The 25447-nt window shown below is 64.5% G+C and carries 21 protein-coding genes and 2 tRNA genes; 9 read left to right on the top strand and 14 right to left on the bottom strand.

The features are described 5' to 3' along the window. Window positions 1–61 precede the first annotated feature (61 nt). Entirely contained in the window at window positions 62–724 is a 663-nt protein-coding gene (locus ARTH_RS12975) for a DUF1684 domain-containing protein (protein ID WP_011692395.1), read from the bottom strand. A 99-nt stretch (window positions 725–823) separates the two neighbouring features. On the opposite strand from ARTH_RS12975, the gene ARTH_RS12970 reads away from it, so the two are divergent. Next, window positions 824–1651 (top strand): hypothetical protein, encoded by an 828-nt coding sequence (locus ARTH_RS12970; protein WP_043429867.1) that lies wholly within the window; start codon window positions 824–826, stop codon window positions 1649–1651. Window positions 1652–1726: 75 nt separating this feature from the next. Beyond that, window positions 1727–2533 carry a transglutaminase-like domain-containing protein gene (locus ARTH_RS12965; protein ID WP_011692394.1) on the top strand — a complete coding sequence of 269 codons (807 nt, stop codon included), beginning with the start codon at window positions 1727–1729 and terminating at the stop codon, window positions 2531–2533. Between the two features lie 3 nt (window positions 2534–2536). Here ARTH_RS12965 and ARTH_RS12960 read toward each other — a convergent pair whose 3' ends face one another. From ARTH_RS12960 to bcp, 8 genes are all read right to left on the bottom strand, one after another. After that, window positions 2537–2998, bottom strand: coding sequence for a MarR family winged helix-turn-helix transcriptional regulator (locus ARTH_RS12960; protein WP_011692393.1), 462 nt, complete (start codon window positions 2996–2998; stop codon window positions 2537–2539). Beyond that, window positions 2998–4122, bottom strand: a complete 1125-nt coding sequence (locus ARTH_RS12955) for an LLM class flavin-dependent oxidoreductase (protein ID WP_011692392.1) — start codon at window positions 4120–4122, stop codon at window positions 2998–3000. The genes ARTH_RS12960 and ARTH_RS12955 overlap by 1 nt, the downstream gene beginning before the upstream one ends. Window positions 4123–4300: 178 nt before the next feature. Next, complete coding sequence (locus tag ARTH_RS12950) at window positions 4301–7519, bottom strand: efflux RND transporter permease subunit (RefSeq protein ID WP_011692391.1); 3219 nt, start codon at window positions 7517–7519, stop codon at window positions 4301–4303. A 69-nt stretch (window positions 7520–7588) separates the two neighbouring features. Then, window positions 7589–9094 carry a malate:quinone oxidoreductase gene (locus ARTH_RS12945; RefSeq protein WP_011692390.1) on the bottom strand — a complete coding sequence of 502 codons (1506 nt, stop codon included), beginning with the start codon at window positions 9092–9094 and terminating at the stop codon, window positions 7589–7591. Window positions 9095–9173: 79 nt separating this feature from the next. Continuing rightward, window positions 9174–10850, bottom strand: coding sequence for an ABC transporter substrate-binding protein (locus tag ARTH_RS12940; protein WP_198011510.1), 1677 nt, complete (start codon window positions 10848–10850; stop codon window positions 9174–9176). Window positions 10851–11068: 218 nt separating this feature from the next. Next, entirely contained in the window at window positions 11069–11743 is a 675-nt protein-coding gene (locus ARTH_RS12935; protein ID WP_011692388.1) for a fasciclin domain-containing protein, read from the bottom strand. A 248-nt stretch (window positions 11744–11991) separates the two neighbouring features. Then, a tRNA-Leu gene (locus tag ARTH_RS12930) sits at window positions 11992–12073 on the bottom strand. Window positions 12074–12209: 136 nt separating this feature from the next. Further along, the gene (gene bcp, locus ARTH_RS12925) at window positions 12210–12680 is read right to left on the bottom strand and encodes a thioredoxin-dependent thiol peroxidase (protein ID WP_011692387.1); all 471 of its coding nucleotides are present in this window, start codon (window positions 12678–12680) and stop codon (window positions 12210–12212) included. Between the two features lie 96 nt (window positions 12681–12776). Between bcp and ARTH_RS12920 the strand changes: the two genes are divergently transcribed. Next, a complete protein-coding gene (locus ARTH_RS12920) occupies window positions 12777–13259 on the top strand; it encodes a MarR family winged helix-turn-helix transcriptional regulator (protein WP_052309693.1) in 483 nt (160 codons plus the stop codon). 10 nt (window positions 13260–13269) lie between these two features. On the opposite strand, the gene ARTH_RS12915 is transcribed toward ARTH_RS12920, so the two are convergent. The 5 genes from ARTH_RS12915 to ARTH_RS12895 all read right to left on the bottom strand — a co-directional run bounded on the left by ARTH_RS12915 (window position 13270) and on the right by ARTH_RS12895 (window position 16855). Then, window positions 13270–13545: a hypothetical protein gene (locus ARTH_RS12915; RefSeq protein WP_011692385.1), complete on the bottom strand. Its 276-nt coding sequence runs from the start codon at window positions 13543–13545 to the stop codon at window positions 13270–13272. Between the two features lie 239 nt (window positions 13546–13784). Further along, window positions 13785–13860 (bottom strand) — tRNA-Lys (locus ARTH_RS12910). Window positions 13861–13966: 106 nt separating this feature from the next. Next, the gene (locus ARTH_RS12905; RefSeq protein ID WP_156810672.1) at window positions 13967–15052 is read right to left on the bottom strand and encodes a PQQ-dependent sugar dehydrogenase; all 1086 of its coding nucleotides are present in this window, start codon (window positions 15050–15052) and stop codon (window positions 13967–13969) included. A gap of 78 nt (window positions 15053–15130) precedes the next feature. Then, window positions 15131–16228 (bottom strand): sunset domain-containing protein, encoded by a 1098-nt coding sequence (locus ARTH_RS12900; protein ID WP_011692383.1) that lies wholly within the window; start codon window positions 16226–16228, stop codon window positions 15131–15133. Window positions 16229–16303: 75 nt separating this feature from the next. Then, window positions 16304–16855 carry a hypothetical protein gene (locus ARTH_RS12895; RefSeq protein ID WP_052309692.1) on the bottom strand — a complete coding sequence of 184 codons (552 nt, stop codon included), beginning with the start codon at window positions 16853–16855 and terminating at the stop codon, window positions 16304–16306. Between the two features lie 120 nt (window positions 16856–16975). On the opposite strand from ARTH_RS12895, the gene ARTH_RS12890 reads away from it, so the two are divergent. From ARTH_RS12890 to serA, 6 genes are all read left to right on the top strand, one after another. Continuing rightward, window positions 16976–17899, top strand: a complete 924-nt coding sequence (locus ARTH_RS12890) for a LysR family transcriptional regulator (protein ID WP_011692382.1) — start codon at window positions 16976–16978, stop codon at window positions 17897–17899. Window positions 17900–18039: 140 nt separating this feature from the next. Then, entirely contained in the window at window positions 18040–19761 is a 1722-nt protein-coding gene (ilvD, locus tag ARTH_RS12885) for a dihydroxy-acid dehydratase (RefSeq protein ID WP_011692381.1), read from the top strand. Between the two features lie 381 nt (window positions 19762–20142). Then, window positions 20143–22044, top strand: a complete 1902-nt coding sequence (locus ARTH_RS12880; protein ID WP_011692380.1) for an acetolactate synthase large subunit — start codon at window positions 20143–20145, stop codon at window positions 22042–22044. Between the two features lie 2 nt (window positions 22045–22046). Beyond that, window positions 22047–22559, top strand: coding sequence for an acetolactate synthase small subunit (ilvN, locus tag ARTH_RS12875; RefSeq protein WP_011692379.1), 513 nt, complete (start codon window positions 22047–22049; stop codon window positions 22557–22559). Between the two features lie 115 nt (window positions 22560–22674). Next, on the top strand, window positions 22675–23700 hold the full coding sequence (gene ilvC / locus ARTH_RS12870; RefSeq protein ID WP_011692378.1) for a ketol-acid reductoisomerase: 1026 nt from the start codon (window positions 22675–22677) through the stop codon (window positions 23698–23700). A gap of 141 nt (window positions 23701–23841) precedes the next feature. Next, complete coding sequence (gene serA, locus ARTH_RS12865) at window positions 23842–25431, top strand: phosphoglycerate dehydrogenase (RefSeq protein ID WP_011692377.1); 1590 nt, start codon at window positions 23842–23844, stop codon at window positions 25429–25431. Window positions 25432–25447 lie beyond the last annotated feature (16 nt).

Genomic DNA, 25447 nt, shown 5'->3' with positions numbered 1-25447 from the left:
CCTATGTCCTGTCCGGCGGTGGGGCGGAGTGTGTCGGCCGGGCTGCTCCGGGGGAGGGCGGTCAGTACAGTTCGCCGACGGGGATCTCCACTGCAAGCCGGTTGGATGGTCCCGCCAGCGGGCAGGCCCAGGCTTCGTTGTAGGCGCAGGACGGGTTGTACGCGAAATTGAAGTCCAGGATGAATTCGGCGTCGGGCCCTGACCCCTGGACGCCGTGGAAGGCTCCCTTGATCGTGTCCAGCAGGTACCGTCCGGCACCGTAACTGCCGCCGGGCTGTCCCGCGGTCGCGTCCCGGAAGGGCACGAAGATGCCGCCGCCGTAGCCGTGCAGCTTCCAGACGGCCAATTGGCCCATCTCCGGCAGGTCGAAGGTACCCAGTCGTACGAACCTGACAACGCCGTCGGTCCCCGTCTCAACATTCATCTCCCGGCCGGCGCCCTCCATTGTCAGGGGAACGTGGAACCGGTAAATGGGGTCGTAGTCAGCTGTCCGGAGGCCGCTGAAGGTGGATTTTGCTTCCGCCGTCAGCGCGGATGCCGGGTGGGTGCCGAACATCCGGTCGCGTTCCTGGCGCCAATACGAGTGGGCCTCAGCGGGACTGTCCACGGCTATTCTCCGGACGTTCTGGTACATGGCGAACGTCCGGATCCTCCAGTCGGCGATATCCAGGGCCGAGATGTCCGCTACGCTGTCCTGCTCCGTGTCAAAGTGCTGTTCCACCATGTCCCCAGCGTAGTCCTCTTTACGGACGGGAAACCCCGTCCGGCCAACACTCCGCCCGGAACGCAGCGACTGCGGCGGCGGCGCGGCTACGCTTGCGTCATGACAGGGAAGGCAGGAGCCCGCAGGGCGCGTTTGGGGGCGGCGTTCATCGTCGCAGCCGTGGTGATGTCCGGTTGCAGTGGCGAGGGCAAAGGGGAACCCGCCTGGACGGCGGGCGTCAGTCCAACGGAAAGCCCGACGACGGCGGGCACCTCCCCGGCCTCGTCCCCAGTGGCAACTCCCGGCGCCGGGGACACCGGAGCGCAACCTTCCTCAACGGGTACGGAATCCGCCTCCGCCGGAGCGACGGCAGCGGCGTGGAAGGTCTTCTCGGATTCCACCAAGAACGTCAGCTTTGAACTGCCGCAGGACTGGATAGCGCAGTCCGTCACGCCCGACCAGGGGACCCTTCCGGGGGCCATCAAGATCGAAGTCAAGGATGCCAGGGGAGGGTATCTGGCGACGCTGCAGACCGGCCTGCCATCGCCGTCGGCTGCCGCCTGCCAGGAAGCGGCCCGAAAGCCGTACGTGGTGGTCAGCAGTGTTCCGGTGGACCTGCCGCACCGCGAAGGAGACGGTCTGATTGCGCCGCACGTGGTCTTCCGTGTGATCCAGGGCTACAGGTACTTCGGTTCCTACGGCATCACCAACGTGGTGGGAGGAAGCGACGGCAGGGCCTGCGCCCTGCAGAACATTGTTCGCGGTCCGGAGGGCAAGGGGGATGTCTCGTTCGGTGACCTCGCCGCGCTCAAAGCGCTGGCCACGGATGAGAAAGTGGCGCCTGCCAAGGCCTTCGATACTCTGGACCAGGCGGCCAAGTACGTCAACGAGGGCTCTGAATTCGCGAATGTCCAGCGGATGCTAATGTCTCTGAAGATCAAAAGTTAGTCCCGCCGCCCGCCCGTAAACCCAACCGGCCGGCGCCGGGTACTGTTCTGCAACTACCTCACACCCCGGAGATACATGGAACGCAGCGTGGCCGCCCGGCTCGTCTTCAAGACCGCAGCCGAAACCAAAGTCGCACTGGCGGTCGCCGTCGCACGGAATGCGGGCTATTCGTCGCTCGTGGAAACTATGTCGGTGACCTCCGGGGAGGACCAGGTGCCGGTGACCGAACTTTCCGACCACCACGGCGGCCGATTCCATTACATGGAGTTCGCGGAACCCACCGAGGTGACCGTTGACTACACGGCCACTGTTTCCGGGCTGGCGGTTCCGGAAGAGCCCAACCTGATGGAACTGATCCGCTACGTCCGGCCCAGCCGCTACGCGGAGTCTGACCGGCTGTTGCCTACGGCCTATGCCGAATTCGGCGGCCTCCAGGGCGAGGAGCTCCTGCACGCCGTCCGCAACTGGGTTTTCAGCGAGCTCCGCTACGTCAGCGGATCCTCGCGCGGCACCGACGGCGCGGTGGAGACGCTCCTGCACCGGCGCGGCGTGTGCCGCGACTTCGCACACCTGGCCATTTCGCTGCTGCGCTCCAAGGACGTTCCCGCGAGGCTGGTGGCGGTCTATGCACCAGGGCTCAGCCCGATGGATTTCCATGCCGTGGCCGAGGCCTACATTAACGGAGCCTGGTACGTCATCGATCCCACCGGGCTCGCCCCTCGGGAGAGCATGCTGAGGATCACCGCCGGCCGGGACTCCTCGGACACGGCGTTCCTGTCCACGGTAGGCGGAAGCCTGTCCCTGAGGGAGCTCCGCGTCACCGCAGTGGTGGACGGGGAGCTGCCCCGGGAAGACCCCGCGAAGCTCGTCGCGATTTCCTGACGCCTAGCGCCCTGACACGGACCCGCGCAGCTTTTCCGTTAGCCGCAACAGTTCGCGCTGTTCGCTGGCGGTCAGCGCCGGTGTCATCAGCGCGGAGATGTCACGAACGTGCTCGCGGCCGATCTGCTTCTGCAGGTCCCGGCCGGCATCCGTCAGTTTCAGGAGGACACCGCGTCCGTCCTGGGGTGCCGGCATGCGCTCCACGAGACCGCGCTTCTCCAGCCTCTCCACCAGCCTGCTGAGGCTGGACTGGCTGAGGAGTACGTTGTCATTGAGCTCGTTCAGGCGCAGCCAGCCGGAAGGGCAGCGTGAGAGCGTGAACAGGACGTCGTATTCGTTGACGGCCAGTGCTTTGAAAGCAGGGCCCGACTGAAGCTTCCGCATCACCGCCACCTGGGCGCGGAACAGCGACTCCCAGGTTTCGGCGGCGAGCCGTACGGGCGACTCGCCCGGCTGCGCGGGCATCACGCGTCCTGTGCCGTGGGCTTGGTGAGTGAGTCCTCCTGCACCTGGGCAGCCATCCGGGCTGCCACCCGGCCGGCATGGGTGGGCGGTTCCGGGACGTGGGCGGGGGTGAGGGCGGCATACTCCCTGCGCAGTACCGGCAGGACCTCCTCGCCGAACAGGTCCAGCTGCTCCAGCACGGTCTTCAGGGGCAGGCCGGCGTGGTCGATCAGGAACAGCTGGCGCTGGTAGTCGCCGAAGTACTCGCGGAAGGTGAGGGTCTTTTCGATGACTTCCTGCGGGCTGCCGACCGTCAGCGGGGTCTGCGAGGTGAAGTCCTCCAGCGAGGGGCCGTGGCCGTAGACCGGGGCGTTATCGAAGTACGGGCGGAACTCCTTGACCGCGTCCTGGGAGTTCTTCCGCATGAAGAACTGGCCGCCGAGGCCGACGATGGCCTGGTCTGCCTTGCCGTGGCCGTAGTGCTCGTAGCGTTCGCGGTAGAGACCGATCAGCTGCTGGTAGTGCTCCTTGGGCCAGAAGATGTTGTTGGCGAAGAAGCCGTCGCCGTAGTAGGCGGCCACTTCGGCGATCTGCGGCGTGCGGATGGAGCCATGCCAGACGAAGGGGGCCACGCCGTCGAGCGGGCGCGGGGTTGAGGTGAAGTTCTGCAGCGGCGTGCGGTGCTTGCCGGACCAGTTCACGGTGTCCTCGTCCCAGAGCCGGCGCAGCAGGCTGTAGTTCTCGATGGCCAGTTCGATGCCGTCCTGGATGTTCTTGCCGAACCACGGGTAGACCGGGGCCGTGTTGCCGCGGCCCATCACCAGGTCCACGCGGCCGTCCGCCAGGTGCTGCAGCATCGCGAAGTCCTCGGCGATCTTCACCGGGTCATTGGTGGTGATCAGCGTGGTGGCGGTGGACAGGATGATTCGTTCCGTCTGCGCCGCGATGTAGGCCAGTGTGGTGGTGGGGGAGGAGGAGAAGAAGGGGCGGTTGTGGTGCTCGCCAATGGCGTAGACGTCCATACCGATCTCTTCGACCTTCTTGGCAATCGCCACTGACGCTTTGATGCGCTCGTGTTCCGTGGGTGTGCGCCCCGTGGTGGGATCAGTGGTGATGTCACTGACGCTGAATACGCCGATCTGCATGGTGTGCCTCTCCGTTTTCCGAACTGCTCCGGGTCTTGTACCAGTGTAACCGATTTACATGCATTTGCATCTATCGCCTGATGTAACGTCCGGAGCGCCAGGATATTCCCGATTGGTTAAACAGCAGTGCCCGTGCCACCGGGGCGGCACGGGCACTGCTGTTCTTCAGGCTCAGGGGCTATTCGGGTTCGCCGGCTGCGGCCCGGCGGCCGGAAACCTTGGGGACCATTCCTGTTGTCCAGTCACGGAACTCTGCGTCGACGTCGTCCGGCGGCCCGAAGTCGGGGCGCTCGTGCATCGCACGGAGCAGCGCCTTCTTCTCACGGCGCCCTTCCACCAGCCGGTAAAGGACCGGCACCAGGACAAGCGTCAGCGCCGTCGAGGACACCAGGCCGCCGATGACCACGACCGCCAAGGGCTGGGAGATGAAACCCCCTCCGCCGGTGAGGCCCAGCGCCATCGGCGTGAGCGCGAAAACGGTGGCCAGGGCTGTCATCAGGATGGGGCGCAGGCGCTGCCGCGCCCCGTGGGTGATGGCGTCGGCGACATTCATTCCCGGCCGGCCGTTCCGCGGCTGCCGGTACTGGTTGATGAGGTCGATCAGGACGATGGCGTTGGTCACCACAATGCCCACCAGCATGAGCATGCCGATCAGCGACGGCAGGCCCAGCGGCACGCCGGTCGCCAGCAGCAGGGCGACGGCCCCCGTGGCTGCGAACGGAACGGATACCAGCAGGATGAGCGGCTGGATGAGCGATTTGAACGCCGCCACCATGATTACGTACACAATGGCGATGGCGGCCAGCAGTGCCAGGCCCAACTGCTGGAACGACTCCGTCTGCTGCGTGGTGGCGCCGCCGATCTCCGCCGTGACGCCGGCCGGGAGTTCAACCCCCTTGAGCCGGCTCTGCACTTCGGTACTCACGGCGCCCAGATTGGCGCCCGACGGCGTCACCGAGACCCGCGCGGTACGCTGGCCGTTGCTGGCGGTAATGGACACCGGGATGTCCACCTGTTCCACGGCGGCGATGCTTCCCAGCGTCACGGCCCCGCCTGATGCCGGCAGCGGGATGTTCCGCACGGCGGCGACGCTGGTGAACCGGGTGCCCTCGCCGATCTGCACCGGGAAATCGTTGGTATCGATCCGCACTGTTCCGGCCGGCAACGGACTGATGGTGGAGGCCAGGACGCCGGCCACCTGCTCCTCGTTCAGGCCGGCCGCGACCGCTTTGGCGCGGTCCACCTTGACCTGAACCACCGGCTGGCTGGCTGCAAGGTTCGTGGCAACCTCAGTGCTGCCAGGGACACCCTCCATGGCCTTGACCATGGCATCGCTTGCGGTCCTGAGGTCCGCTGAGTTCGCCGCCTTCAGGGTGATGTCCACCGTGGACGTGGTCCCGAATCCGCCCTGCTGGGATCCAACGGAGATCTTTCCCGCATCACTGATCTTCGCCAGTTCGGTGCGGACGGTTTCCTGCAGCCGGGCCTGGTTGGCCTTCTCCTCGGTGACCACGGTGAACGAGGAGTTCGAGGCGCCGCTGGACGTGAGTGCGGTGAAGCCGGTCTGCGCGTTCCCCGACGTGACCTGCACGTCCTTGATGCCGTCAATGTTCCGCAGTACTTCCTCGACCTTCACTGCTGCGGCGCTGGTGTCCGTGAGGCTTGTACCGGCCGGAAGGACCTGCCGGACAGTCATGCTGTTCTCGCCGGAACGGCCCAGCAGGTCGGTGGCGAGCAGTGGCGTCATCGCCGCCGTCCCGCCGAGCACCAGGACTGCCGCGATGAGTGTCACCACCGGGTGCTTCTGCGTCTTGTTGAGGACGGGCAGGTAGCCGCGCTGCAGCAGGCTGCGCTGCTCGGCCTCATGGGCCTTGGCCGCGGCCTCCCGCGCCGCTGCGGCGGACAGGGAAGCCCCGGTGCTGTCAGCCGGGGCCTTGAGGAACCAGTAGGCCAGTACGGGGACGATGGTGAGGGACACCAGCAGCGACGAGAGCAGCGCGATTGTCACCGTCAGGGCGAAGGGCCGGAATAGCTCGCCGGCCAGTTCCCCGACGAACGCAATCGGAAGGAAGACTGCCACTGTGGTCAGCGTTGACGCCGTGATGGCGCCGGCGACTTCGCGGATGGAGGTGAGGATGGCCGACAGTTTCGTCTCGCCGTAGCTGAGGTGGCGCTTGATGTTCTCGATCACCACAATCGAGTCATCCACCACGCGGCCGATTGCGATCGTGAGTGCTCCGAGGGTGAGGATGTTCAGGGAGTAACCCGTTGCGGAGAGACCGATGAAGGTGATGAGCAGGGACAGCGGGATGGAGACGGCAGTGACCAGCGTGGACCGCACGGACATCAGGAACACCAGGATGACTGCGACGGCAAAGCCCAGACCCAGCAGGCCTTCCGTGGTGAGGTCCTTGATGGACTTTTCGATGAACGGGGCCTGGTCGAACACCGGGGTGAACTTGGCGTTGGATCCCAGCTCAGCCTCAAGCTGGCCGATGGAGTCCTTCACTGCATGCGAGATCGCCACCGTGTCGCCCTCGGGCTTTTTGGTCACGGAGAGAGCCAGCGTTTCCTTGCCGTTCGTGCGGGTAATCGACGTGCGGAGGTCATCCTTGATGCTGACGTCCGCGACGCTGCCGATAGTGGCGGCATCTTTGGCGCCGCTAAGCGGCAGGGCCCTGACGGCGTCCAGGGAGTCCACCGGGCTGCCGATCTGCAGAGATAGCGTCTTGCCCTGTTCCTCGATGGTGCCAGCCGGAATGAGTGCCCCGTTGTTCTTCAGCGCATTGCTGATGGACTGGATGTTGGCGCCCTTGGCCGCCATGGCCTCGGGGCGGGGAAGGATCTGGATGTGCTGGCTGGCCCCGCCGGTGACGTCGGCGCCCCTGACGCCGTCGAGCTTCTGGAGCCGGGGGACACTGAGGCGTTGCAGGTCGGCGTTCAGTTCACTGAGCGGCTTGTCGGAAGAGACTGCCAGGAACACAATCGGGAAATCGCTGATGCTGCCTGCAATGGCCTGTGGCTGGACATCATCGGGCAGGGCGCGCTTGGCGTTGGAAATGGCACGGTCGATCTGGTTCCGTGCCCGGTCCAGGTTTGAACCGTACGTGAACACCATGGTGATCTGCGAAACGCCCGTCCGGGAGGTGGACGACGTCGACTCAAGCCCCTCGACACCGTTCAGCGCAGTCTCGAGGGGCCCGCTCACTTGCTTGTCCACCACTTCCGGCGAAGCACCGGGCATGGCCGAGATGACGGTGATCTGCGGAAACTCGATGGAGGGAATGAGTTCCTGCTTGAGCGAGGACATGGTGATCACGCCGAACACCGACGCGAAGACGGTGATCAGCGCGATCAGGGCCCTGTTTGCCAGCGATAGTTTTGCCAGCCGGTACATCTCATTGTCTCCTGGTGGGTTAACGGTCTTGTGGTTGGGGGTGGAACCTGCCGTAACCCGAACAGGGCCTCAGCTGGAGGGGGCGTCTATGGCTTCCAGCTGGAGGGTCTTGGCGGTTTCCGCCTCCAGCCGTGCGGCCAGCTCCGGGTTGTCGTTGAGCTTGATGCCGTAGCCGGGCATCATTTCCTTCAGCTTGGACTGCCAGCCCTTGAAGTTCCTGGGGAAGGACTTCTGGAGGAGTTCGATCATGATGGGGACTGCGGTGGAAGCTCCCGGGGAGGCGCCAAGCAGCGCACCGATGGAACCATCGCGCGCGGCGATCACTTCAGTGCCGAACTGGAGGACACCACCCTTCTTCGGATCCTTCTTGATGATCTGAACACGCTGGCCGGCGGTGATGAGTTCCCAATCGCCGTCTTTTGCTTCGGGGTAGTACTCGCGAAGGGCCTCCACCTTGTCGCCGTGCCGCTTCGCGACTTCCTTGACCAGGTACGCCGTAAGGTCCATGTTGTCCTTCGCCACGGCAAGCATCGGGATGATGTTGCCGGGGCGGATCGACAACGGCAGGTCCAGGTACGAGCCGTTCTTCAGGAAGTTGGTGGAGAACCCGGCGTAGGGCCCGAAGAGCAGCGAACGCTTGCCGTCGACGTAACGGGTGTCAAGGTGCGGAACGGACATGGGCGGGGCCCCCACGGACGCCTGGCCGTAGACCTTGGCGCTGTGCTGGGCGGCGAGGGCTTCGTCGGTGCAGCGGAAGAACTGGCCGGAGACCGGGAACCCGCCGTAGCCCTTGCTCTCGGGAATGCCGGAGGCCTGCAGCAGATGCAGTGCGCCGCCGCCGGCACCGACGAACACGAACTTCGCGTGGATGTTGCCGTGCTCTCCGGACTTTTTGTGCTTGAGCGTCAGGTCCCAGCCGCCGCCCGGGGCGCGCCGGATGCCGTTGACGTCGTGTCCGTAGTTGATCTCCACGCCGTTGTTGCCAAGGTACGTGGTCAGCTCACGGGTCAGTGCGCCGAAGTCGACATCGGTTCCTTCGGCCGCGCGCGTGGCCGCAATCCTCTGCTTCGGGTCGCGGCCCTTGACGATCAGGGGCGCCCACTTGGCGATCTGCGCGTGGTCTTCGGAGTACTCCATGGAACGGAAGAGGGTGTTCGGCTTCAGTGCCTTATACCTGGTCTTCAGGAAGTCCGCGTTGGCTTCCCCGATGACGAAACTCATGTGGGGGACAGTGTTGATGAACCCTTTGGGGGAGCCGATGAGCGAGTTGCTGACCAGGTGGGACCAGAACTGGCGGGATAGCTGGAACTGCTCGTTGATGTGCAGCGCCTTGGATGGATCAACCGAGCCGTCTTTGGCTGCGGGCGAGTAGTTAAGCTCACACAGGGCGGCGTGCCCTGTTCCTGCGTTGTTCCACGGGCCTGAGCTTTCCAGGCCGGCTTCGTCGAGCCGTTCGAACAGCGAAATGGTCCAGTTCGGTTCGAGCTGCTTGATGAACGCACCCAGCGTGGCGCTCATGATGCCGCCGCCAATCAGGACGACGTCGGCATGTTGGGTCTTGGAAATGAAAGTCACAATCAGTCTCCGATAGCAGCGGCTCTGGCTGTCACAGAATATCCCCGAGCACCCTACTAACTGAAATTGGGGCAGTCCGTCAAGGTTTTAGCTCCACCTTTGTGAAAACCTCGTTTAATACCGGCGAGGCAGGGTACTTCAGCACCCGGTCGGAGAGCGCCAGAGCTGAAATGGGGAAAGCAATGGGGACGGCGGGGACCGATTCGGCGATCTGGGCGTTGATGGTGCGGTATTGCTGCGTCCGCTCCTCGCCCTCCGGCAAGCCGCGTGCCCGGGCGATCTTCGAAAAGACCTGCGGGTCCTGGTAGCCGAATTCACCGGTCTTCTCGCCAAACAGGGGACCCACAAAATTGTCCGGATCCGAGTAGGAACCGTTCCAGCCGAGCAGGTGCAGGGCATGGTCCCCTGGTGACTGGACTTTTTGCAGGTACCCGTCCGACCACTCCACCGGAACCGGCTTGATGTTCAGGCCCACAGCGGTAAGTTGCCTGCTGAGCTCTGCGTACACCTTTTCGGGTGTGGGAAGGTATGGCCTGGTGACATTGAGGGGGTAGTAGAACTTGAGTTCCTCGCCCTTGTACCCGGCTTCCTCCAGAAGCGCCTTGGCCTTGGCCGGGTCGTGGCCCAGTGAGGGGGCGTTGTTGTTGAACCCGCTGAGCTTGGGCGGGACGAACTGGGTTGCCTGGGCAGTGTTGTCGATGAAGAACCGGCGGATCAGCGTTTCCTTGTCCACCGCCATCTCGATGGCCTGGCGCACTTTGATGTTTTGCAGGATGGGCACTTCCTGGTTCATGCCCAGGTACATCACGGAGAACGGGTCGCGCTGGATGATTTGCTGCCCGCGTTTGACGAGTTGGTCGAAGTTGCCCACAGTGACGGCGTCATAGCCGTCGATCTTCCCGTCGAGGAGGGCCTGGAGCCTGGACTGCGGGTGATCGTAGGTGACGAAGTTGATGGTGCCGATCTGCCCCCTGTCACCCCAATAGTCCTTGTTGCTGACCAGCTTGACGCTGGAGTCCTGCCACGCGGCGAAGCTGAAGGGACCCGTGCCCACAGGGTGCAGGGCATAGGCCGACACGGGCTGGCCGTCCCGGGTCTGGCTGAGGCTGTCCGCCTTCTGTGCCGCCATGGCCGTCGGGGAGGATATGGCGAAGGCCGGGAGCGTCAGCGCCTGGAGGAACCCGGTGAACGGCTGGGTGAGGTCGATCCGGACGTTCCCGGCAGAGACGGCGGTGCAGCCCTTGTAGATGGAGAGCGATGCCTGGTCGGCGTAGGCCTTGAACACGCCCTTGAACGATGTGCCGGGCGCCTGCTTCCGCAGGCTCGCCGGGAAGTTGAACCATCTGTTGAAGTTGGCGCAGACAGCCGCGGCATCGAAGCGTGTACCGTCCTGGAAGGTGACGCCCTCGCGGAGCTTGAAGGTGTAGGCGCGGCCTTCGTTGGATTCCGCCCACTCAGTGGCGAGCAGGGGAGTGGGCAGGCCCGTGGTCTGGTCCACTCCCACAAGGCCCTCCAGGACCTGGCGGGTGATCCGGTAGGACTCCACATCGGATGCCAGCGCGGGATCAAGGCCCAGCGGCTGGGCCGCCGTGCCGAAGGTGAACGTCGCGGTAGGGCCAGCGGCTGCCGTGCCGGCAGGAGCCGCAGAGGACGACGCCGGTGCCGGAGCAGGCGTTCCTGTGCATGCGGCCAGCAGCAGCGACAGGACCCCTGCACCGATACTGACTGCAATGCGGCGCGATTTACTGCTGGGCACTCGATGATCACCTCTGGGCGGCCGGAAGGACCGCGGGCAGCGGACCGGTCCCCAGTCTAATTGAACGATCCTGGACACTTGCCGGGAGCGCCTCCTGATGCCCTCCGGGCTTTCCGGAAGGCAAAACTGAGGCCCGCACCGGAGGGTGCGGGCCTCAGTTTCTCCGGGATCGGTCCAGGGAGTCAGTCTGGAGCCGGGACAGGAGGGTTCGTGGTTGCCTACTTCGGCATCAGGACGGAGTCCACCAGGTAGACCGTGGCGTTGGCGGTCTTGACGCCGCCGCAGATGACGCTGGCGTCATCGACCTTCAGTGCATCCTTGGTGCCGGTCACGGTGACCGAGCCGCCCTGGACAGTCTTGTGGGTGCCCACAATGTTGTCAGGGGTGATCTGGCCGGGAACAACGTGGTAAGTCAGGATCTTGCTCAGGAGGGCGTCGTCCGTCTTGAGCGTTTCGATGGTGGCGGCGTCGATCTTGGCGAACGCGTCATCCACCGGTGCGAAGACCGTGAATTCACTGCCGTTGAGCGTATCCACGAGGTTGACCTTGGGGTTGAGCTTGCCGGACACTGCCGCCGTGAGGGTGGTCAGCAGCGGGTTGTTGGAGGCTGCGACCGCAACCGGATCGAGGGCCATTCCCGATACCGAGCCTGCACCGCTGGGAACCTTCTCGGCGTATCCTGCGCAGCCGGGGCCCACCAGGTTTGCGGCGGGATCCATCGCAGCCGCGGAGCTGGTCGACGGTGACGGCGCCATGCTCGAAGCGGACGGCGTGGAAGCGGGTGCGGAGGAGCTGTTGGCCGTGGTGGCCGATCCGCCGCATGCGGTCAGGCTCAGCAGAGCTGCAGCTGCAACACCTGCAACGGTGAAAGTTGTGCGCTTGAATGACTGCATTTCGATTCTCCTTGTTAGTGCCGATCATTGCCTGCGGCGAACGACTTCTTCGATCACTGCACTGGCTGTTTTCCGACTGTGGGCACCGACCCTTGGTTGGTGTCTCAATGTGTATTCGGCAGTTCGGCAGTAATGGATGGGTGACGGGGGAGAATCTTTTTTTCGAAGGCCTTCCGGTACCGGTGCGGCGGCGTTAAACGACGGAATCCCGGACCGTGAGGCCCGGGATTCCCAGGGTTGTGCTGCTGTGCGCAAGGGGGGACTTGAACCCCCACGCCCGAAGGCACAGGAACCTAAATCCTGCGTGTCTGCCAATTTCACCACTCGCGCGCGGCGCCGTCGTGCGTTGTTCCTGCTGTCCGTGGGAAAGCGAAAAGACGTTCGACGGCGGATTCCAGGCTCCAGTGTACCTGCCGGGCGCGCCTTCCGCTTGGATCAGCTGCGCCCGCTGGCGCCTGGAGTGCAGCTAGGCCAGTCCGAGGTCCCGGCGAAGCTTCGCCACGTGGCCGGTGGCCCGCACGTTGTACTGTGCCACGGCGACGTTGCCGTCCGGATCCACTACAACAGTGGATCGGATGAGGCCCTCGTACGTCCGCCCGTAGTTCTTTTTCTCCCCCCACGCGCCGTAAGCCTCAGCCACGGCGTGGTCTTCGTCGGACAACAGGGGGAAAGTCAGGCCTTCCTTCTCGGCGAACGTGGCAAGTTTCCCGACCGGATCGGGGGAGACACCCAGGACGTCGTAGCCTTCACGTTGCAGGGAGGCAAGAGTGTCGCGGAAGTCGCACGCTTCCTTGGTGCAGCCGGGCGTGGATGCTGCCGGATAGAAGTAAACGATGGTGTTCCGCCCGCGGTAGTCCTTCAGGCTGACGTCCTTCCCCGCGCAGTCCTTCAGAGTAAAGTCCGGCGCCGGAGAGCCGGGAATGAGTCGTTCAGTCAATATTTTCTCCTTAGGAATGTTCTGGACATTTAAGCTTAGTAAGCGCGGGAGCGAGGGACGAATCCCACGCTGGCTATACTAAGTTGTATGCCTGATATGGATCGCTGGCCCACTGGGCGCCTCTTGTCCACCGCGGCACGGCTCGTGGAACACTCCTGGAACGAGAAGCTGGGAGCCATTGGGCTCACCCATGCGGGGGTCATCGCCATGGAAGTTCTTGCCCACAATGGACCCATGACGCAGGCACAGCTGGCTCAGTTGGTCCGCGTGCAGGCGCAGACCATGGGCAAAACCCTTAGCCGGCTTGAGGTGCATGGACACATCCGCCGTGAACGCAGCACGTCCGACCGGCGGAGCCACGTGGTGTCCCTGACCGAACGCGGAGTAGAGGCCGTGGCCGCCGCAGCGGACATGGAACGAACTGTCTTGGCGGCCGCTTCCATCGATCCCGACGTTCTCCGTCAGGAGCTCCAGGCCGTAGTGACCGTCCTGGCCAGTCGTTTTTCCTCGCCGGAGACCAAGGCAATCGTGGCAGGTGCCGAGTCCGGCGTCACTGTGGAAGCGAACAGCGTCAACTGACCGCGCCGTCCTACCCGAGAAGCCGGACGGCGATCGCCTCCAGCGCCTGAATGTCCCAGCCCTTGTCCAGGGGGCCCAGTTTGGCTTGCAGGATGGCGATCACGCCCATCTCCAGTAACGCCTGTAGCGCCGAGCCGGGGTTTTCAGTGAACTCAAAGCTTGTCTCCAGTGCCGCCAGTGTCCCGGCGTCCGTGGATGGGCCCGGCAGCGAGGCGGCCATGGCCGCGCCTATGGCTTCGGCATCGGCTTCGATCGTGCCGGTAACAGTGAACCGAAAGACAGCCATGGTTTGCCCTCCCACACCTAGTAGTGACGCCACTCTATCCAGTTCGGCTCAGCTATTCCGATGCTTAGGGTGAATTTTTCCCAAAGAAATGCCAGGGTCACGGGGCGGCATACGGCTGTGGAGGGATTCCCGTGGCCAAACACTCAGGGGATGCTGGATGCGAAGATTAGCAACGGCGACACCCGGGCAAAGCAAAACCCCGCCTTCACGGCTTGTGGCCTGTGAAGACGGGGTTTCTGTGGTGCACCCCCCGGGACTCGAACCCGGAACCCATTGATTAAGAGTCAATTGCTCTGCCAGTTGAGCTAGAGGTGCAGCTGTTGTTTTGGCTCTTCCCGAGGGCTTTTGTTTCCCGCGTTCATCTCCGCAACGACATGAAACTCTACACGAGAATTAGCGCCGTGTGAAATCGGCGCTCATTTCAGCTCCCTGCCTTGGCCGGAGGCGCCAAAATCAGCGCAGAATCAGGGTTTTGGTTGTTGGTGAGCATCCACAAAGTGCCGTCAGGGGCGAGCGAAACGTCGCGGATCCGGCCGAACCTCGCTGTGAAATGGCTCACAGGTTTGCCTGCATTTTCGCCGTCAAGGGGAATGGCCCACAGCCGCTGGCCCCGTAGGGCCCCGAGGTAAGCCGTGGACCCGACGACCTCGAGTCCGCTCGGGGAAGATTCCGCGGTGGAAGGCCATACCACTTTGGCATCAATAAAGCCCGGCTTGCCGGGTGCCCCGGTGACCTCCGGCCAGCCGTAATTTCCGCCCGGCTGGATCAGGTTCAGTTCGTCGTCCACAGTGGGCCCGAACTCGCTGGACCACAGCCTGCCCGCGTCATCCCAGTCGAGGCCCTGCACGTTCCGGTGCCCAAGGCTGTAGACCGGGTTGTCGCCAAACGGGTTACCCGGCGCCGGCTTGCCGTCAGCAGTGATCCGGAGGATCTTGCCGCCCAGCGCGTTCGGGTCCTGCGGCTGTTCGCGCCGCTGCGAATCCCCGGTTCCCACATAGAGGTTCCCGTCCGGCCCAAAACGTATGCGGCCACCGTTGTGGGTTGACGCCTTGGGGATGCCGGAGAAGATTATCTCCGGCGGCCCAAGCCTCAGCGCGCCCCCGGGCTCGGCCTCAGTCAGCGTGAGGCGGGCAATCCTGTTGTCCGCCCGGGCGGTGAAATAGGCAAAGATCGACTTGTCCGAAACGTAGCTCGGTGACACCGCCAGCCCCAGGAGGCCGCCTTCACCTCCGGGAACAACGCCGGGGATGTTGCCTAGCAGCGTAGTCCCGCCGTCTTTGACCGCTTTGACGTCGCCGCTGTCACGTTCAGAAATGAGGGCTGTGCCATCCGGCAGGAACACGGCCGACCAGGGCAGCTGCAGTCCTTCCACCGTCCGGAGTACGCGGGGTTCCCGGGACGCCTCGTCGCCGCCCGTGGTTGAACCCGTGGTGCCCGTGGGACCGCCGTCCCCGCCTCCGGTGCAGGCGGACAAAACCAGCGTCCATACGAGGGCGGCGGCAGGCATTGGGCGGAGTGCAGGCCTGGACGCAGGCCCCGTTCCCTCCCGATTCATCCGGATGCCGGCCCCCACTGGCGGGACGGCCTAGTGCCGGCTCCGGCGCGGGGCCCGGAACCCGGCCGCTTCCGCGTGCGCGGCCGACTCGAACCAGACTTCCGCAGTGGTTTCCTCGTACCCGGGGCTGGTTTCATCGTGATAGATCATCGATTGCGCATTGCCCTTGACCGTATAGCCGTCGGGTCCGCTGCCGTCAGGCCCCGGGGCTGCCGATCCCTCGCCGTACGGCTTGTCCGCAGCCAAATGTCCCGCGGGCTCCGCCGCATGGCTTGCGGCTGCTTCCGTGGCGGCCGAGGAGGCGGCCGCCTGCATTGTCTCCGCATCTCCCTCGGAGAGGACACCCGTGCTGCTCGCAGCGGCGGTTCCGCTCACGGCAGCCGGGCCGCGTGCGCCGGCGGGCGGCAGCCCGGCGTCGGCTCGTGGATCCGTGACGTTTGTGTCCTGGGCATCTTCCGCCGCGGCCGATTCGGCGCCGGGAAGCGTGGGTGCATGGGGCTCCGTGTACTCAGGGTGGTGGACCGGAACCTGCTGACCGGTCGCCGCGGCTTGAGTCTCCCCGGCCGCTGATTCCCTGGCCGGAACCTCTTTGGTGTGCGCCTGGTCCGCGTGCGGCGTGCTGGCCGCCTCGGACCACTGCGCCTCCCACTCCGACTTGTCCTCTGTGCGGGCCGCAGCTACAGGCTCAGGCGAACTGCCCTCAGCTTTGGCTGTCTCGTTGGCTGTCGTTGTGCGCCCGGTGTCCGCAGCGGGCGCGCCGCTGGCCGACCCGGCGTCGTCGTCCCAGTCATCCACGTCTCCGCCACCGGGCGCGGCGCTCTCTGTCGGGGAAGGGGCCGTCCCGGGCTGCGCGGGAACGGACGTCGACGGCGCGGTCTTGGCTGCCTGGCTGAAGCCTGCCGCGCCCGGCATTCCGGCCGTGGCTGCGGCGTCTGCCGATGCACCGGCTCCTGCTGCACCGGCTCCTGCCGGCCGGTCGACGGCGGACTGCCGTGCCTGTGGAGCGGACGCGCCGGAGTCGGAGGCTGTCGGTGTGCCCGTGGTGTTCCCTGAACTATTTCGGTTCAGGAGCCACCAGACGACTCCGACGATTACTACGATGACGATGACCCAGATAATCCAGTCCATAGCAGTGCCCTTCTGTCCACAAGGCAAGGTTGCCGTTGCTTGACGTTACGTCGGTGTGATTAGGGCTGTAAAGGCTCAGAGCGGCAGGCCGCGCTGCACGAAGTCGGCCATGAATTCATGGAAGTCCGCGGCGTCGCGGGCCTGTTCGATGCTCCGGGTCCCGCGAGTGGCCCGCTCACCCGGACTTCCGGACGGCGGCGCCAGTGGCATGGAGTTTTCCACGCCGAAGCGGAATGCCTTTCCCGTGCTTGCCGCCACTTCATAACCGCCCGGGGACGACCGGAATCCCGCCAGCCGGCGGACGCGGGCGAGATTGGTCATATTGATTGCGACCGGAACGCCCGTAGCCGTCAGGGACCTTTCATCGAAAGGAGCCACTATGACCTCGGCCGGGTGCCGGCGGTAGCCGATGACGAAATTCCGCCTCCGCGGGGGAGCCCAACCCCGGGCTGCCGCCCCCGGGGCTTCGAAGCTGCTCGAACCGCAGACGAGGTTGTAGTCGCCGTAGTTGGGGATCTGGCGGTCAAACACGGCCCGGAGCGTCGCCTTGAGCTCTTCGCTGGCGGGCGCGGAAGGAGGGGATGCCGGGTCCGGTGCCGGGTTGATGGGCGAGGGCTTGCTGTTCACAGTGGAGTCCTGGTGGTTGGGCAGGCAGAGTGGCTCGCACGCTACCAGACCCGGCGCATGGCACCGGGTCACGCCGGGTGCGACGGCCCCCTGCAGGGCGCCGTCCTGTAGCCTCGCCTCATGGATTTGAAACGCCTCCGGATTCTCCGCGAACTCTCGGATCGGGGCACAGTGGGCGCCACGGCCGAAGCAATGGAGGTGACGCCGTCGGCTGTCTCGCAGCAGCTCAAGACCCTCCAGGATGAACTGGGCGTTGTCCTCGTGGAAAAGTCCGGCAGAGGAGTGCGCCTGACGGAGGCAGGCCGGGCCATGGCTGCCGCCGCGGCGGACGTTTCCACAGCCATGGCGCGCGCCGAAGCCACCATTGACACGTACCGGCGGGGCTGGCAAACGCATGTCAAAGCGGCCTTCTTCCCGAGCGCAGCGGAAATGTTCCTCCCCGGCCTCCTGCACCGCGTCAAGGCGGTGGAGGGGTTGCGGTTCGAGGCCTGTTTCGAGGACCCCGGCGTCGCGGGATTTGCTGCCCTGGCCGCCGATTACGACATCGTGCTGGCCCACAGCGTGGATGGTCCCGATGTATTTGCCCGGCAGGGGCTGGTGGTGGTTCCGCTCCTGAACGAACCGCTGGATGTAGCCGTGCCCGCGGGGCACGTCCTCGCGGCAAAGCCTTCGCTCACGGCCAGCGATGTGGTGGGGTTTCCGTGGATGGGCGTCCCGGAAGGCTTTCCATTTGATACCGTGCTGCGGCAGATCGAGGTCCAGGCAGGTTCCCCTGCGGTCCGCGCGCAGCTCTTTCCGGACCTTCGTGTCCTGGAGGCCCTTGTCAGCGCCGGCCACGGGCTGAGCCTGCTGCCGCGGTACACGGCCTTGGGCAACCAGGAACGCGGCTTCGTCCTCCGTCCACTGCTTGGCGTCACTGCCCGGCGCAGCATCGTGGCGCTCGCTCGTCCGGACGTGGCGGCCCGGACCACCATTGCGCAGGTTTTGTCCATGCTCGAGGCCGAAGCGGCGTCCATTGATGCGGCAGGCCTGAGTGACGGCTGACACATATTCTGGACGCCCCGTACCGCTTGTCTCATTATGCGAGACGAGAGTCCACTATTTGATCGAAATATTCCCGCTTTTCGGCTTAACGGTCCCTTCCGGGTCGTTGGCGCCCATCTTTGCGCCATAGACTTTGACGCATGAGTGAGGACACCCAAACCGCGACAGAAAACAAGCCGGACATCAAGCCCCGCAGCCGGGTCGTAACCGACGGAATCCACGCCGCTCCCGCGCGAGGAATGTTCCGGGCGGTCGGCATGGGCGACGATGACTTTGCGAAGCCCCAGATTGGCGTGGCGAGTTCCTGGAACGAGATCACTCCCTGCAACCTTTCCCTGAACCGGCTGGCCCAGGGCGCCAAGGAAGGCGTCCACGCCGGCGGCGGGTTCCCCATGCAGTTCGGCACCATCTCGGTCTCCGACGGCATCTCCATGGGTCACGAGGGCATGCACTTCTCCCTCGTTTCGCGCGAAGTCATTGCCGACTCCGTGGAAACCGTGATGCAGGCCGAGCGGATTGACGGCTCGGTGCTCCTGGCCGGCTGCGACAAGTCCCTCCCCGGAATGCTGATGGCGGCCGCGCGCCTGGACCTCGCCAGCGTGTTCCTCTACGCCGGTTCCATCATGCCCGGCTGGGTCAAGCTGGAGGACGGTTCCGAAAAGGAAGTCACCCTCATCGACGCATTCGAGGCCGTGGGCGCCTGCGCCGCGGGCAAGATGAGCAGGGGAGACCTTGACCGCATCGAACGCGCCATCTGCCCCGGCGAAGGTGCCTGCGGCGGGATGTACACGGCCAACACCATGGCCTGCATCGGCGAAGCCCTGGGCATGTCCCTGCCGGGCTCCGCCGCTCCTCCGTCGGCAGACCGCCGTCGTGATGAATTCGCCCGCAAATCCGGAGAAGCAGTGGTCAACCTGCTCCGCCTCGGCATCACTGCGCGCGACATCATGACCAAGAAGGCATTCGAGAACGCCATCGCCGTGACCATGGCATTCGGCGGCTCCACGAACGCAGTGCTGCACCTGCTGGCCATCGCCCGCGAAGCTGAAGTGGAACTGACGCTCGATGACTTCAACCGCATCGGCGACAAGATTCCGCACCTGGGCGACCTGAAGCCGTTCGGACGCTACGTGATGACCGACGTCGACAAGATCGGCGGCGTTCCGGTCATCATGAAGGCACTGCTCGACGCCGGGCTGCTGCACGGCGACTGCCTGACCGTCACCGGCAAGACCCTGGCGGAAAACCTTGCATCCATCAACCCGCCGGACCTGGATGGCAAGATCCTGCGTGCCCTGGACAACCCGATCCACAAGACCGGCGGCATCACCATCCTGCACGGTTCCATGGCACCTGAAGGCGCCGTCGTGAAGAGCGCGGGCTTCGACGCCGACGTTTTCGAAGGCACGGCCCGCGTGTTCGAGCGCGAGCAGGGCGCCCTTGACGCGCTGGACAACGGCAAAATCAACAAGGGCGACGTCGTGGTCATTCGCTATGAAGGGCCGAAGGGCGGCCCGGGCATGCGCGAAATGCTCGCTATCACCGGCGCCATCAAGGGTGCCGGGCTGGGCAAAGATGTGCTGCTTCTCACGGATGGCCGCTTCTCCGGCGGTACCACCGGCCTGTGCATCGGCCACGTCGCGCCTGAAGCCGTCGACGGCGGTCCTATCGCCTTCGTCAAGGACGGTGACCGCATCCGCGTTGACATTGCCGCCCGCAGCTTCGACCTGCTGGTGGACGAGGCTGAGCTCGAGTCCCGCAAGGTCGGCTGGGAGCCGCTCCCGGCCAAGTTCACCAAGGGCGTCCTGGCCAAGTACGCCAAGCTGGTGCACAGCGCCTCCACCGGCGCATACTGCGGGTAGTACCCCGCAGCCGCGCTGACCCAACTGACTGGCAGTTAACGTCGCCAAACACGCTTTCCGGAGCGTTAACTGCGAGTCAGTTGGGATGGCGCTCAATCCGTGGACAATGGAGTCCATATAGTGAGACGGGGATGTGTGTCGTTGACACCCGTCTCACTTAGAGGGAAAACTGAACGCATGATCGCATTCGTTACCAACTGCGCCGCTGCAGATGCAGTCGTCGTCCTTACCAAGCGCGTGGCTCAATAGCCCGACTGGTAACGAACCGTCATGCGCAACCCCTCGAAGAGCCGCCAGGCTGAGGGGTTTTTCTATTTGTTTCAGTTATTGCACCCGTCATGAGAACCACCCGCTAATGAAGATCCACAAAGGAAGAGTCCGATGAGCAAAGGATCGCCGATCAGCCCCTCGCTGATGGCTACAAAGTCCGCTGGAGCCCCCAAGGCTCCGGAACGCGCCGACCGCACGGCCGACGCCGGCGTCGAGCACGCTGCTGCTGTCTCTCCTGTCCTTGGACCGAACAACGTCGTACCCCCGACGGTGATGACCGGTTCGCAAGCAATTGTCCGCTCGCTCGAAGAACTCGGCGTGGACGATATTTTTGGTTTGCCCGGTGGCGCGATCCTGCCCACCTATGACCCCTTGATGGCCTCAAGCATGAATCACGTGCTGGTCCGTCACGAACAGGGAGCCGGCCACGCCGCGCAAGGCTACGCCATGGTTACCGGGCGGGTTGGCGTTTGTATTGCCACCTCGGGTCCCGGGGCCACCAACCTCGTTACCGCCATCATGGATGCGCACATGGACTCCGTGCCGCTCGTGGCCATCACCGGCCAGGTGTCCAGCGGAGTCATTGGTACGGACGCTTTCCAGGAAGCGGACATCGTGGGCATCACCATGCCGATCACCAAGCACTCCTTCCTGGTGACCGACCCCAACGACATACCGCATGTCATGGCCGAGGCGTTCCACCTTGCTTCCACGGGCCGGCCCGGCCCGGTGCTGGTGGATGTCGCCAAGGATGCCCAGCAAGGCCAGATGACCTTCTCCTGGCCGCCGAAGATCGACCTCCCCGGATACCGCCCCGTGCTCCGCGGCCACAACAAGCAGGTTCGCGAAGCAGCGAAGCTGATTGCCGCGGCCAGCAAGCCCGTCCTGTACGTTGGCGGCGGCGTTGTGAAGGCGCACGCTTCCGCGGAGCTGCGGGAACTGGCCGAGATCACCGGCGCGCCCGTGGTCACCACCCTGATGGCGCGGGGCGTGTTCCCTGACTCGCACCCGCAGCACGTCGGCATGCCCGGCATGCACGGCACCGTCTCCGCCGTGACCGCGCTGCAGCAGTCCGACCTGCTGATCACGCTCGGCGCCCGTTTCGACGACCGCGTAACCGGTGTCCTGAAGACGTTCGCCCCGAACGCGAAGGTGATCCACGCGGACATCGATCCTGCCGAGATCTCCAAGAACCGCACAGCGGACGTTCCGATCGTGGGCTCCGTCAAGGAGATCATTCCGGAACTCACCGAGGCCGTGAAGACGCAGTTTGCGGCGTCCGGCAAGCCGGACTTGGAGAACTGGTGGACGTTCCTTAACAATCTGAAGGAAACGTATCCGCTGGGATGGACCGAGCCGGAGGACGGCCTCACCGCACCGCAGCGCGTCATTGAGCGCATCGGTGCCCTGACCGGCCCCGAAGGGATCTACGTTGCGGGCGTTGGCCAGCACCAGATGTGGGCGGCGCAGTTCATCAAGTACGAACGCCCCCACGCCTGGCTGAACTCGGGCGGAGCCGGCACCATGGGCTACGCCGTCCCCGCAGCCATGGGCGCCAAAGTGGGCGCGCCCGACCGCGTGGTCTGGGCCATCGACGGCGACGGCTGCTTCCAGATGACCAATCAGGAACTGGCCACCTGCGCCATCAACAAGATCCCCATCAAGGTTGCCGTCATCAACAACTCCTCGCTGGGCATGGTGCGCCAGTGGCAGACCCTCTTCTACGAAGGCCGCTACTCGAACACCGACCTGAACACCGGCCACCAAACCGTCCGGATCCCGGACTTCGTGAAACTGGGCGAGGCCTACGGCTGCGCATCCTTCCGGTGCGAACGCGCTGAGGACATCGACGCCACCATCCAGAAAGCCCTTGAAATCAATGACCGCCCCGTCGTGATCGACTTCGTGGTGAGCCCAGACTCCATGGTGTGGCCGATGGTGCCCGCCGGAGTGAGCAACGACCAGATCCAGGTCGCCCGCAACATGACCCCGGAATGGGAAGAGGAGGACTGATCATGACCCGCCACACGCTGTCCGTTCTGGTCGAAGACAAACCCGGTGTGCTGACCCGGGTCGCAAGCCTCTTCGCCCGCAGGGCCTTCAACATCAATTCCCTGGCCGTCGGCCCGACGGAGGTTCCGGGCATGTCCCGGATGACTGTCGTCGTCGACGCCGACGGTGACCTGATCGAACAGGTCACCAAGCAGTTGAACAAACTCATCAACGTGATCAAGATTGTTGAACTCACCTCAGAATCTTCCGTACAGCGAGACCACATCCTGGTCAAGGTACGTGCGGATGCCGCAACACGCCTGCAGGTGACCCAGGCTGCAGACCTGTTCCGCGCTTCAGTGGTCGACGTGTCCACAGACTCGGTGGTCATTGAAGCAACCGGCCATCCCGAAAAGCTCACTGCACTGTTGTCAGTGCTCGAGCCCTTCGGCATCCGCGAAATTGTGCAGTCCGGCACCCTTGCCGTTGGGCGGGGATCCCGATCCATGAGTGACAGGGCCTTGCGCTCCGCTTAAGACACAGTCTTGACCGCAGGCGGGGCATAGTCCCGCCTGCGGAGCAATGCCCGTGCAGTACCGCAGCACCACAGACTATTTACACCAGAGAATCCACTCAAAAGGAGTTACGCAAGTGACTGAAATGTTCTATGACGACGACGCAGACCTCTCCATCATCCAGGGCCGGAAGGTGGCCATCGTCGGCTATGGCTCGCAGGGCCACGCCCACGCCCTGAACCTGCGCGACTCCGGCGTCGAGGTGACGATCGCCCTCAAGGAGGGCTCTTCCTCGATCGCCAAGGCCCAGGATGCAGGCTTCACGGTCAAGAACGTCGCCGACGCCGCCGAATGGGCAGACGTCATCATGATCCTGGCGCCGGACCAGCACCAGCGCTCGATCTACAACGACTCCATCAAGGACAAGCTCACCCCCGGCAAGGCCCTGGCCTTCGCGCACGGCTTCAACATCCGCTTCGGCTACATCAAGGCACCGGAGGGCGTTGACGTCATCCTGATCGCCCCGAAGGCTCCCGGCCACACTGTGCGCCGCGAATTCGAAGCCGGCCGCGGCATCCCCGATATCATCGCCGTCGAGCAGGACGCCACCGGTGCCGCATGGGACCTCGCGAAGTCCTACGCCAAGGCCATTGGCGGTACCCGCGCCGGCGTCATCAAGACCACCTTCACCGAAGAGACCGAGACCGACCTGTTCGGCGAGCAGGCAGTCCTGTGCGGCGGTGTCTCCCAGCTGGTCCAGTACGGCTTCGAGACCCTCACCGAGGCCGGCTACCAGCCGCAGATCGCCTACTTCGAGGTCCTGCACGAGCTCAAGCTCATCGTCGACCTCATGTGGGAAGGCGGCATCGCCAAGCAGCGCTGGAGCGTCTCCGACACCGCAGAGTACGGCGACTACGTTTCCGGCCCGCGCGTCATCACCCCCGAGGTGAAGGAAAACATGAAGGCTGTCCTCGCCGACATCCAGAATGGTGCGTTCGCCAAGCGCTTCATCGAGGACCAGGACAACGGCGGCGTAGAGTTCAAGGCGCTCCGGGCCAAGGCAGAGCAGCACCCCATCGAGAGCGTTGGCCGCGAACTGCGCGGGCTCTTCTCCTGGCAGCAGCAGGACGAGGACTACGTCGAGGGCTCGGCAGCCCGCTAAGGCTGCCTGCCGCCCAGGCCATCGGCCAGGTGCCCTCAAGAGTCAACAGTGAGGCCGGGTTCACACTTAACAATGTGAGCCCGGCCTTTCCGTCAGCCTAGACTTGATTTATCCCCCGGACTGCAACGCAGAGGATCAGCCGTGTCAAAACCCGTAGTACTGCTCGCCGAAGAACTTTCACCCGCCACAGTCGAGGCCCTCGGCCCGGACTTCGAAATCCGCCAGACCGACGGCGCCGACCGTTCCCAGCTGCTTTCTGCCATCGCGGATGTTGACGCAATCCTGGTCCGCTCCGCCACGCAGGTGGACGCCGAAGCCATCGCCGCGGCCAAGAACCTCAAGGTCATTGCCCGCGCAGGGGTCGGCTTGGACAACGTCGACATCAAGGCCGCCACGCAGGCCGGTGTCATGGTCGTCAACGCGCCGACGTCGAACATCGTCTCCGCCGCCGAACTGACCGTGGGCCACATCCTGAGCCTCGCCCGCCACATTCCGCAGGCCAGCGCCGCGCTCAAGGACGGCGAATGGAAGCGCTCCAAGTACACGGGCATTGAACTTTACGAGAAGAAGATCGGCATCATCGGCCTCGGCCGGATCGGCGCCCTGGTGGCAGCCCGCCTGAAGGGCTTCGACACCAAGATCCTGGCGTACGACCCCTACATCACCTCCGCCCGCGCCGCCCAGCTGGGCGTGCAGCTGGTCACCCTGGACGAGCTGCTGGCGCAGTCCGACTTCATCACCATCCACATGCCCAAGACGCCTGAAACGGTGGGCATGCTCGGCGCCGAGGCATTTAAGAAGATGAAGAAGACCGCCTACGTCATCAACGTGGCCCGCGGCGGTCTGGTGGACGAGGAAGCCCTCCACGCCGCCCTGAAGGACGGCGAAATCGCCGGCGCCGGCGTTGACGTCTTCGTCAAGGAACCCAGCACCGACCTGCCGTTCTTCGCGATGGATAACGTGGTGGTCACCCCGCACCTGGGCGCATCCACTGACGAAGCGCAGGAAAAAGCAGGCGTTTCCGTGGCCAAGTCGGTTCGGCTTGCCCTGGCCGGGGAACTGGTTCCGGACGCAGTCAACGTTGCCGGCGGCGTCATCGCGCCGGACGTCCGTCCGGGCATCCCGCTGATCGAGAAGCTGGGCCGCATCTTCACGGCCCTTACCCATGCATCCCTGACGCAGTTCGACGTCGAAGTTGCCGGTGAGATCGCCTCCCTCGACGTCAAGGTGCTGGAACTGGCCGCCCTGAAGGGCATCTTCGCCGACGTCGTGACGGAACAGGTTTCCTACGTCAACGCCCCGGTCATTGCAGAGCAGCGCGGCATCAACGTGCGCCTCATCACCACTCCCGACACCGAGTCGTACCGCAACCTCCTGACTCTGCGCGGTGCCCTCAGCGACGGCAGCCAGATCTCCGTGGCCGGAACGCTGACGGGTCCCAAGCAGATCCAGAAGCTCGTGGGTGTCAACGGCTACGAGGTGGAAATCCCCATCAGCGAGCACCTGGTGGTGGTGGCCTACGCCGACCGTCCCGGCGTGATCGGTACTATCGGGCACATCCTGGGCATGAACAACATCAACATTGCCGGCATGCAGGTTGCGCGCCAGGCTGAGGGCGGCCAGGTCCTGGCCCTCCTGACCATTGACAGCTCGGTTCCGCAGCAGGTCCTTGACGCGATCAAGGCCGGCATCGGCGCCGAGATGGTACGGGAAGTCGACCTCGAAGACTGACCTCCCGCCTATTCGG

This window comes from Arthrobacter sp. FB24 (assembly GCF_000196235.1).
Classification (GTDB): domain Bacteria; phylum Actinomycetota; class Actinomycetes; order Actinomycetales; family Micrococcaceae; genus Arthrobacter.
The sequence above is the reverse complement of the archived record's forward strand: the minus strand, read 5'-3'. Positions and strand labels throughout refer to the sequence as shown.